Genomic DNA, 10,431 nt, shown 5'->3' with positions numbered 1-10,431 from the left:
GGGTGGGCTTCCGCGTGATCACGCGCGCCCCCTTCTCGCTCATGCACCTCAACGGCTTCCCGAGCCCCTACGTCCCGCTCGACACGGTCGTCGAGGCGCTGGAGCAGGCCGACGAGCAGGTCGACTGGCTGGTCATGCCGCGCCTGGAGGAGCCGGAGGTGTCGGTGGACTGCCTGACCGGTCCCGACAACGTGGTCCGGCTCGCCGTGGGCCGCACGAAGAACGGCCGCCGCCGCGGTTTCACCCTGCACGAGCAGTGGCTGGAGCCGGCCCGCCGGATCGCCGAGGGCTTCGGGCTGCACTACCTGTCCAACATCCAGTTCCGCATGTTCGGCGAGACGCCCGTGCTGATGGACGTCAACACCCGCCCCGCGGGCGGCCTGCACCAGCTGTCGCTGTGCGGGGTCAACGCCCCGTGGGCGGCAGTGCAGTTGGCGCTCGGCGAGGACCCGGGCACGATCGAGCCGCCGTTCCTGGGCGCGGACTACGCGGTGGTGTCGGGCCCGCGTCAGCTGCGTCCCGTGTCGCTCCCGCACCAGCGCGCGGAGGAGTCGGAGCCCCTGCTCCCGACGCCGTCCGCACCCGTGCAGGACGCGGTGGACACAGTGGACCCGGTGGACACGGCACCGGAGGCCTCCGCGACCGGCAGCCGGGCGGCGGCCCGCGCCTAGGCTCCTCGGGTCCCCTCACGTCCGACCACAATTTCATACCGGTCTGGACCAATCATGGCGCCGCGTCTTGACACCGTGATTGGTCCATACCAACTTGGTTGCGCACTCTCCTGCACTCCCGAACACCCCCATTCCTTCAGGGAGATCGCGTGCGCGACACACTCAGACGTTCCAGACGTCGACTCCTCGCCCTGCTCGGTACGGCGGCCCTGGCCATGGCCGGGGCCATCGCGCTGCCCGGCACCGCGGAGGCGGCCAACGTCCTGACCAACCCCGGCTTCGAGTCGGGCAGTCTCTCCCCCTGGTCCTGCACCGGGAACCTCGGCTCGGTCGTCTCCTCGCCCGTGCACGGAGGCACCAAAGCCCTTGCGGGCGCGGTGAGTTCGAGCGACACCGCGCAGTGCACCCAGACGGTGGCCGTGCAACCGAACACGGCCTACTCGCTCAGCGGCTGGGTGCGCGGCAGTTATGTCTACCTCGGTGTCAACGGCGGTTCCTCGACGTGGACTTCGTCCCCGTCGGCGTACGCCCAGTTGACGACATCGTTCACCACCGGCGCCTCGCAGACCAGCGCCACCATCTACGTCCACGGCTGGTACGCGCAGGGCACCTACTACGCGGACGACATCAGCCTCGACGGTCCCGGCGGTGGTGGCGGTGGCGACACCCAGGCCCCGACCGCGCCGACCGGCCTGACCTCCACGGGCAAGACGTCGTCGAGCGTCTCGCTGTCGTGGGGCGCCGCGACGGACAACGTGGGCGTCACGTCGTACGACGTCTACAGCGGTGCGAACCAGGTCCTCAGCGTCTCCGGTACGAGCGGCACGGTCAGCGGGCTCGCGGCCAGTACCGCCTACACGTTCACCGTGAAGGCGCGTGACGCGGCCGGGAACACCTCGGCGGCCTCCAACGCGGTGAGCGTCACGACGAGTGCCGGCACCGGTGGCGGCACCGGGTTCACCCAGGCCGCGCCGTATCTCTACGAGGGCTGGGGCGATCCGCCGAGTCCGAGCACGGTGATGAGCGCGACCGGCATCAAGTGGTTCACGATGGCGTTCGTGCTCGACTCCGGTGGCTGCACGCCGAGTTGGGACGGCAGCCGGGCGCTGACCGGTGGCGTCGACCAGACCGCCATCAACCAGATCCGCGCGGCCGGCGGTGACATCGTGCCGTCCTTCGGCGGCTGGCAGGGCAGCAAGCTCGGCGCCAACTGCTCCTCCGCGAGCGCACTCGCCGGGGCCCTGCAGAAGGTGATCAGCGCCTACGGCCTCAAGGCGATCGACATGGACATCGAGAACACGGACGAGTTCGAGAACGAGGCCGTCCAGGCGAAGATCCTGACCGCGCTGAAGACCGTCAAGGCCAACAACCCGGGCCTGAAGACGATCGTCACCTTCGGCACCTCGACGACCGGCCCGACGTACTACGGAAACCGGCTCATCGAGCAGGCGCAGTCGCTCAACGCCGGCATCGACGTCTTCACCATCATGCCGTTCGACTTCGGCGGCGGCTCCGACATGTACGGCAACACGGTCGCCGCGGCCGAGGGCCTGAAGACCAAGCTGAAGTCCACGTTCGGCTGGGACGACGCGACGGCCTACTCGCACATCGGCATCTCGGGCATGAACGGTCTCTCCGACCAGTCGGAGACCACGACTCCCGCCATCTGGACGCAGATCCGTGACTGGTCGAACTCTCATCACATCGCGCGGCTCGCGTTCTGGTCGGTCAACCGTGACCGCGGGTGCGCCGGCGGCGGAGTGGTGAGCAACTGCTCCGGCATCAGCCAGAACACCTGGCAGTTCACGTCCATCACGGCCGGTTTCACCGGCTGACGACCCCCACCCCTGGCGGCCGGTCCCCCGTGTGGGCCGGTCGCCTCGGTGTGTCGGAGGCGGCTTCTGCGGGCGCAGTTCAGAAGCCGCCTCCGCCGTCAGAAACGCCCCGAGCCCCGGTACAGCTCCAACTCCCCGTCCAGTTCCACGGCGAGGACCGTGGCGAGCGGATCGAGATCGGCCAGGGACGGCGGTTCGATCCACAACTGCCCCACGGCTTCGTGGAGTCCGCCGATGACCCGGTGGGCGAGTTCGGTGCCGGAACCCAGCACGGTGACCCTGCGGACCGGGGTGACCAGTCCGCGGACGCCGATATCGGCGCGCGGGATGTCGTAGAGGGTGAGATAGAGGGTGCGGCGGTCGGCGGAGAGGGTGCTCGGGCCGTAGTGGTGCCCGGCCGGGAGTCCGCGCACCGTGCCGTACACGGCGTCGGAGTGTTTGCGGATCCACTCCCCCAGTCCTTCGAGGCGTTCGACCTGCGGCTGTGGGATCGTCCCGTCCTCCATCGGACCCACGTCCAGGAGGAGGTTGCCGCCTCCGCCGATCGTCTCCGTGAAGTAACGGACCAACTGACTCAGCGACTTGTGGTTGTCATCGTGGTGCTGGTAGCCCCACGAGTCGTTGATGGTGAGGCACAACTCCCAAGGCCCGTCCGGGGGTTCGACCGGGGCACCCTGCTCCGGTGTCGCGTAGTCCCCCTCGCTGAGCATGCGGGCGTTGAACACGACGTGCGGTGAGTACGAGCGGATGAGCGCAGCGAGTTCCTTGATGCGCCACTGCTCCTCGCTGCGGTCCCACTCGCCGTCGAACCACATCAGGTCGGGCCGGTAGCGCGAGGCCAACTCCCCTATCTGGCCGTCGCGGTAGGCGATGAAACGCTCCCAGGCGTCCAGGTCCTCGAACTCGGCCGCGACCTCGGAGTACCGGTTGTCCTCCTGCTCCGGCGGGCGGCCCGGCTTGCGGGTGGTGGCGTAGTCGGGGTGGTTCCAGTCGGAGTGCGAGTAGTAGAGGCCGACCTTCAGACCCTGCTCGCGAAGGGCGTCCGCGTAACCGGTGAGGTAGTCCCTGCCGAGGTTGAGATCGCCGAACTCGGTGTCCCACAGCGCCACTCCGTCGTGGTGGCGGCTGGTGAGGACGGCATATCGGGCGCCGGCCCGGGCGAACAGGTCGGCCCAGGCGCGCGGGTCGTACTGCGCGCCGGTGAACCGGTCGAGCTGGGACATGTACCGGTCGTGCGGCACGATGTCGTCGTAGAACGACCAGGACTCCTGGACGCCGTCGACGGCGTAGATCCCCCAGTGGACGAAGATCCCCAACTTGGCGTCGGTGAACCACGGTTGCATGGGCACGACTGAACTCTCCTTACGTACAAGGCCAGTTGGGGGATGGCCAGGGAGCGGGACCGGTGTGCGACAACCAGCCCCGCCCCCTGGGGTTCTACTGGCCCGCGCCCGCCCGCTTCAGACGGAGCGTCAGGATCTGGAAGGGCCGCAGCTTCACGGCGACCGAGTCGCCGTCGACGGAGACGTCCTCCAGCGGACGCTCCAGCAGATCGGTGATTCCGGCGCCCGCGAGCGGGAAGCCCGTGCGCAGGACGCCCTCGGCGCGGCCGCCGTTCGACTCGTAGAGCCGGACCACGACATCGCCGGACTCGTCGTCGGCGAGCTTGACCGCCTCGACGGTGACGCCGTCGCCGTCGACGGAGACGACCGGCTCCGGGGCGCCGCCCGAATCGGCCACCCGCAGCGGGAGGTTGAGGGCGTAGCCCTCGGCGACCGCGTCGTCGATGCTCGCGCCGGGCAGCAGCGAGTAGACGAAGCGGTGCTTGCCCTGGTCGGCGCCCGGGTCCGGGATGCGCGGGGCGCGCACCAGGCTCAGGCGGACCGTGGTCGTCGTACCGCCGTCCTCGCGGACCGTGCGGGAGACGTCGTGGCCGTACGTCGAGTCGTTGATGACGGCGACACCGTAGCCGGGCTCGGCGAGGTGCACCCAGCGGTGGCCGGAGACCTCGAAACGGGCCGCCTCCCAGCTGGTGTTGGTGTGCGTGGGCCGCTGGATGTGGCCGAACTGGATCTCGGCGGAGGAGTGCGCCGCCCGGATGTCCACCGGGAAGCCCGCCTTGAGGAACTTCTCGGCCTCGTGCCAGTCGATGTCGGTCTCGAAGTCGATGCGAGCGCTACCCGCGCGAACGGTGATCGTCTGCACGATCCTCGAGCCCTTGCCGAAGGACCGCTCCACGCGGATCGCGCCGAGCAGCGGGTCCTGCTCGACGACCGTGATGGAATCGGCGGTCAGGAGGTCGGTGAAGCGGTTCTTGTAGTGCTTGTCGACGTCCCAGGCGTCCCAGTAGTTCGGGAGGTCGGCGTGCAGGCGCAGCAGGTTGCCCTGGTCGGCGAGGACTTCACGGCCGCCGTGGCGCAGGTCGCGCACCGAGGCGAGGGTGCCGTCGTCGGCGAGTTCGACGCGGACGATGCCGTTGTCGAGGACGCGGTCGGTGACGGTCACCGCCTGCGGGACGTACTCGGCGGCCAGCGGGGCGCTGCCGTTCGCGGGGACCGTCGCGTACATCGGCACACCGGTCGCGGTGCGGATGACCTCGGCGCGGTCGTAGGGGCTGGTGTTGAAGACCCGGGTCCCGCCGCCGCCCAGCGCGGCCACGGCCGCCGCCGTCAGGTCCTCCAACTCCGTTGCCACGCGCGCGTATTCGGCCTCTGCCTCGCGGTGCACCCAGGCGATCGAGGAGCCCGGCAGGATGTCGTGGAACTGGTGCAGCAGGACCGTCTTCCACAGCCGGTCGAGCTTCTCGTACGGGTACGCGTAGCCCGGTGCGTGCAGGGCGGCGGTGGTCGCCCACAACTCGGCCTCACGGAGCTTGTGTTCGCTGCGGCGGTTTCCCTGCTTGGTGCGGGCCTGGGAGGTGTAGGTGGCGCGGTGGAGTTCGAGGTAGAGCTCGCCGACCCAGACCGGGGCGTCGGGGTACTCGGCGCGGGCCTTGGCGAAGAACTCGTCGGGGTGCTCGACGACGACCTTGGGCGAACCCTCCAAGTCGGCGAGCCTGCGCGCCCGTTCCATGATCTCGCGGGTCGGGCCGCCACCGCCGTCACCCCAGCCGAAGGGGGCCAGCGAGCGCGTCGCGCTGCCCTTCTCCTGGTAGTTGCGGACCGCGCGGGACATCTCCTCGCCGCTGAAGCGGGCGTTGTAGGTGTCGACCGGCGGGAAGTGGGTGAAGATGCGGGTGCCGTCGATGCCCTCCCACCAGAAGGTGTGGTGGGGGAACTTGTTGGTCTGGTTCCAGGAGATCTTCTGGGTGAGGAACCACTCGTTGCCGGCGAGCTTGGCGAGCTGCGGGTAGGCCGCGTTGTAGCCGAAGGAGTCGGGCAGCCAGACGCCCTTGGTCTCGACGCCGAAGTGCTCGATGAAGAACCGCTTGCCGTGGACGAGTTGGCGGGCGATGGCCTCGCCGCCGGGCAGGTTGCCGTCGGACTCGACCCACATGCCGCCCACCGGCGCCCACTGGCCACGCTTGACGGACTCCTGGATACGGGCCCACACCTGCGGGTAGTTGTCGCGCACCCACTCGTACTGCTGGGCCTGCGAGCAGGCGAAGATGAAGTCCTCGTACTCGTCGGCGAGCGACGTCACGTTCGAGAAGGTGCGGGAGGTCTTGCGCTTGGTCTCGCGGATCGGCCACAGCCACGCCGAGTCGATGTGCGCGTGCCCGACACCGGAGACGATGTGCGCGCTGGCGTTGGCGGGCTTGGACAGCACCGGCTTGAGCGCGGCGCGTACGTCGGCGGCCGTACCGGAGACGTCGTCCAGGTCGAGCAGGTCCATGGCCCGGTCGAGGGCGTGCATGATCTCGTGCCGGCGCGGGTCGTGCTCGCCCAGTTCCAGCATCAGTTCGCGCAGCACCTGGACGTCGAGGTCGAGGTGGAAGACCTCCTCGTCGAGGACGGCGAGGTCGGCACGGCGGAATGTATACAGTGGACGGTCGCCTGCCGTCAGTACATCGCCGAGCGGGGTCGGCTCCGCGAAGTTGTTGGCGAGGATGTCGGGGTTGGAGGCCGCCTCGACCAGGTAGTCGATCACCTCGCCGCCCTCCGCCGGGTTGGCGATCGCCACGTACTGGTTGAGCGGGTTGACCGCCTTCAGCGGTGTGCCGTCGACAAGGTGCACCAGGGCCTCGGCCTGGTTGCCCGGCCAGTCGCCCGTGAAGCCGAGGTCGATGACGGCCTCGACGCGCTTCCCCGCCCACTCCGCGGGCACCTGCCCGCGCATCCGGAACCAGGTGGTGCCCCAGGGCGGACCCCACGGCGTGTCCATCGCGAACGGCGCGTACGGCGCCGCCGCGGCCTCGTCGAAGGAGACCGGCTCACCGGGGGCCTGCCAGGCCTCGACCGCGAAGGGCGCGGTGGCCGCGTAGATCGCGGGCTTGATCCGCTGGTCATGGGCGCGCTGGACGCGCTCCTCGATCCGGTTGCGTTCGTCGTGCATGGGAGGTCTCCAGGGAACCAGGGAGCTGAGCTGCTGAGAACGTGGGGAGCTGTTGTGAGGTTGTGAGCGTGGGGAGCCGGTGAGAACTCACTGTCGAGCACTCGCTGCCGAACACCCGGGGAAAGCGCTTACCGGGACGGTGCCTACTTAAGGTACGCCAGACCCGGGTGGACCTCGGTGTAGCCCTCCACCAGGCGGCGTGCGACGTTCACGGAGTCGACCAGCGGGTGCAGCGCGAAGGCCTTGACCGCCGTCGTACGGGAGCCGTTCTCGGCCGCCGCGAGGACCTCGCGCTCGACGCCCTTGACCGCGCAGACCAGGCCGGTGGCGTGGTCGGGCAGCGGGGCGACCGCGACCGGGTGGGCGCCGTTGGCGTCGACCAGGCACGGCACCTCGATGACGGCGTCCGCGTCGAGGACGGACAGGGCGCCCTGGTTGCGGACGTTGAGGATCAGGGTGGTGCGTTCGTCGCGGGCGATGGCCCGCATCAGGGCGAGGGCGACCTTCTCGTACCCGCCGGAGAGGTCGTCCTCGTCGCGTTCGCCGGCGCCGGCGGTCTCGCGGTTCTCCGCCATGTAGGTCGCCTCGCGCTCGGCGCGGGTGCGGTCCCAGGCGGTCAGCGCGGCGGCGTCGGGGCGCTTCATCTCGTCGTAGAACTGGGCCTGTTGGTCGCGCAGGAACGCGCCGCGCGTCCGCTCGACCTCGGTGTAGGCGCGGACGGTCTCGCGGTTGAAGTAGTAGTAGTGCAGGTACTCGTTCGGGATGGCGCCGAGCGACTGGAGCCAGTCGGTGCCGAAAAGCTTGCCCTCCTCGAAGGAGCCGAGGAGGTCGGGGTCGGCGAGCAGGCGCGGAAGTTCGTCGCGGCCGGCCACGCGCAGGCCGCGTACCCAGCCGAGGTGGTTGAGGCCGACGTAGTCGATGAAGGCCTCGCGCGGGTTGGCGCCGAGCACCTTGGCGATACGGCGGCCGAGGCCGACCGGGGAGTCGCAGATGCCGATGACGCGGTCGCCGAGGTGGCGGGACATGGCCTCGGTGACCAGGCCCGCGGGGTTGGTGAAGTTGATGACCCAGGCGTCGGGGGCGAGGCGGGCCACACGCTGCGCGATGTCGACGGCGACGGGGACGGTTCGTAGACCATAGGCAATACCGCCGGCACCGACCGTCTCCTGGCCGAGGACGCCCTGGGCGAGGGCCACCCGCTCGTCGTTGGCGCGGCCCTCCAGGCCGCCGACGCGGATCGCGGAGAAGATGAAGTCGGCTCCGCGCAGGGCCTCGTCGAGGTCGGTGGTGGCGGTGACGGTGGGGGCGTCGGGGACGGTGGCGGCCTGTTCGGCCAGTACCCGGGCGACCGCATACAGTCGACTGTCGTCGAGGTCGTGCAGGACCACCTCGGTGACCCGGCCCTCGCCGCGGTCCGTCAGGAGCGCCCCGTACACGAGCGGCACCCGGAACCCGCCGCCGCCCAGAATCGTCAGCTTCACGCTTTCACCTTTCCTGCCACGACGACCTCGACGCCCGCTTCCTCCAGGGAGGAACGGGTCACCGGATCGACCGGGGCGTTCGTCACCACCGCGTCCAGGTCCTCGGGACCGCACACCTTCGCCATCCCCGTACCCGGGAACTTCTGCGCGTCGGCGAGCAGGACGACCTTTTCGCCGGCCTTGATCATGGCCCGTTTGACCGACACCTCGACGACCGTCGTGTCCATCACCTGCCCGCCGGGCCGCACGCCGCTGGTGCCGAGGAAGAGCCAGTCGGCGTGCAGTTGGCGCAGGTTGTCCTCGGTGAGGAAGCCCACCAGGGAGCGGTACTCGCGCCGGACCATGCCGCCGAGCAGCACCAGTTCGATGCCCTCGTCGTCGGCCAGTTCCTCGTAGACCACGAGGTTGCTGGTGATCACGGTGAGTCGGCGGCCGTGCAGTTGCCGGGCGAGCCGGTAGGCGGTGGTGCCGATGTCCAGGAGGACGGACTCGCCGTCCGCCACCATGGCGGCGGCGCGCGCGGCTATCGCGTCCTTCTCGGCCACCCGGACCTCGGCGACCTCGGCGAAGGGCTGATCGCCCTCGTCGGCCACGGCACCGCCGTGGACCCGGGTGAGCAGCCCGTCCTCCTCCAGTCTGACCAGGTCGCGCCGGATGGTGGCCGGACTCACGCCCAGTTGCTCGGAGAGGTCGGTCACAGAGGCGGGGCCACCGGAGCGAAGGGCCCGCAGGATGAGTTGGTGTCGTCGTTCTGCCAGCACGCGGTGCACACTACTCGTCATCTTCAATCATTTCCATGCTCAGTTCTGCTCGGGTATTGACCAATCTCTTCGAGCAGCGCACGATTCCGGCATCGAAAATGACGAGTTTTGACGAGAGGCGGCGCTTGTGGACGACGACAGGCCCGATGTGCTGCTGACCGGGCTGCTCTTCTACGACCTCGTCCTCACGGGGCTGGGAAAGCCGCCGACGCCGGGCGAGGAGATCTGGACGGCCGGCATGGGCTGCGGCCCCGGCGGCATCGCGAACCTCGCGGTGGCCACGGCCCGCTTCGGCCTGCGCACCTCGCTGGCCACGGTCTTCGGTGACGACTTCTACGGCGAGTACTGCCGGGACGTCCTGTGCGACCAGGAGAACATCGACCTCTCGCTCTCCCGCACCGCGGACGGCTGGCCCACCCCCGTCACCGTCTCGCTCGCGACCGGCCACGACCGGGCCCTCGTCACCCACGGCCAGGAGCCCCCGTTCTCGCAGGACGCGCTGATGGGCGACCCGCCCGAGGCGCGCACAGCGCTGGTGCACATCGAGGCCGAGCCGCGCGAGTGGATCGCCAAGGCCGCCGCGAACGGAACCCACGTCTACGCGGACGTCGGCTGGGACCCCACCCAGGAGTGGTCCCGCGACCTCCTCGACCAGCTCGCCCTGTGCCACGCCTTCCTCCCGAACGAGACCGAGGCGATGGCCTACACCCGCACCGACAGCGCGGTGGCGGCCCTCGGCACGCTCGCCGAGCTGGTGCCGGTGGCGGTCGTCACCCGGGGCGGGGACGGCGCGATCGCCGTCGACCAGACCACCGGGGAGTACGCGGAGGTCCCGGCCCTCGCCGTGGACGTGCTGGACGCGACCGGCGCCGGGGACGTCTTCGGGGCGAGCTTCGTCACGGCCTCACTCGGCGGCTGGCCACTGACTGAGCGGCTACGGTTCGCGGTCCTGGCGGCCGGGCTGTCCGTACAGCACCACGGCGGCGCCCTCGCGGCCCCCGGCTGGTACGGCGTCGACCGCTGGTGGCGCTCCCTGACCGATCGCGACCTGAAGCAGGCCTACGGCTTCCTCGCCGACCGCCTGCCGGCGGACGTGGGCCCCCCGGTGCGTCACGCGCCCGTCACCCCGCCCGCCCGGCAGCACTGACCCGCACCCGATCCACCGCTCGACCCCAGAGCCCCACAGCAC

At 70.0% G+C, this 10,431-nt stretch carries 7 protein-coding genes; 3 read left to right on the top strand and 4 right to left on the bottom strand.

Annotated elements, in window-relative coordinates; genetic code table 11:
• A partial coding sequence (locus JHN63_RS43600) for an ATP-grasp domain-containing protein (RefSeq protein ID WP_200690677.1) occupies positions 1-671 on the top strand: 671 nt, incomplete at its 5' end.
• A 149-nt stretch (positions 672-820) separates the two neighbouring features.
• The gene (locus JHN63_RS43595) at positions 821-2,506 is read left to right on the top strand and encodes a carbohydrate binding domain-containing protein (protein WP_200690676.1); all 1,686 of its coding nucleotides are present in this window, start codon (positions 821-823) and stop codon (positions 2,504-2,506) included.
• A gap of 98 nt (positions 2,507-2,604) precedes the next feature.
• On the opposite strand, the gene JHN63_RS43590 is transcribed toward JHN63_RS43595, so the two are convergent.
• From JHN63_RS43590 to JHN63_RS43575, 4 genes are all read right to left on the bottom strand, one after another.
• Complete coding sequence (locus JHN63_RS43590; protein WP_200690675.1) at positions 2,605-3,855, bottom strand: alpha-L-fucosidase; 1,251 nt, start codon at positions 3,853-3,855, stop codon at positions 2,605-2,607.
• A gap of 88 nt (positions 3,856-3,943) precedes the next feature.
• Positions 3,944-7,000, bottom strand: a complete 3,057-nt coding sequence (locus JHN63_RS43585) for a glycoside hydrolase family 38 C-terminal domain-containing protein (RefSeq protein ID WP_200690674.1) — start codon at positions 6,998-7,000, stop codon at positions 3,944-3,946.
• Positions 7,001-7,143: 143 nt separating this feature from the next.
• The gene (locus tag JHN63_RS43580; RefSeq protein ID WP_200690673.1) at positions 7,144-8,481 is read right to left on the bottom strand and encodes a 6-phospho-beta-glucosidase; all 1,338 of its coding nucleotides are present in this window, start codon (positions 8,479-8,481) and stop codon (positions 7,144-7,146) included.
• The gene (locus tag JHN63_RS43575; RefSeq protein ID WP_200690678.1) at positions 8,478-9,242 is read right to left on the bottom strand and encodes a DeoR/GlpR family DNA-binding transcription regulator; all 765 of its coding nucleotides are present in this window, start codon (positions 9,240-9,242) and stop codon (positions 8,478-8,480) included. The genes JHN63_RS43580 and JHN63_RS43575 overlap by 4 nt, the downstream gene beginning before the upstream one ends.
• 127 nt (positions 9,243-9,369) lie before the next feature.
• Between JHN63_RS43575 and JHN63_RS43570 the strand changes: the two genes are divergently transcribed.
• A complete protein-coding gene (locus tag JHN63_RS43570; protein ID WP_200690672.1) occupies positions 9,370-10,389 on the top strand; it encodes a carbohydrate kinase family protein in 1,020 nt (339 codons plus the stop codon).
• The last annotated feature ends 42 nt before the right edge of the window (positions 10,390-10,431 follow it).

The organism is Streptomyces sp. MBT65 (genome assembly GCF_016612545.1).
Lineage (GTDB): Bacteria > Actinomycetota > Actinomycetes > Streptomycetales > Streptomycetaceae > Streptomyces.
This window is presented reverse-complemented; position numbering and strand designations above follow the sequence as displayed.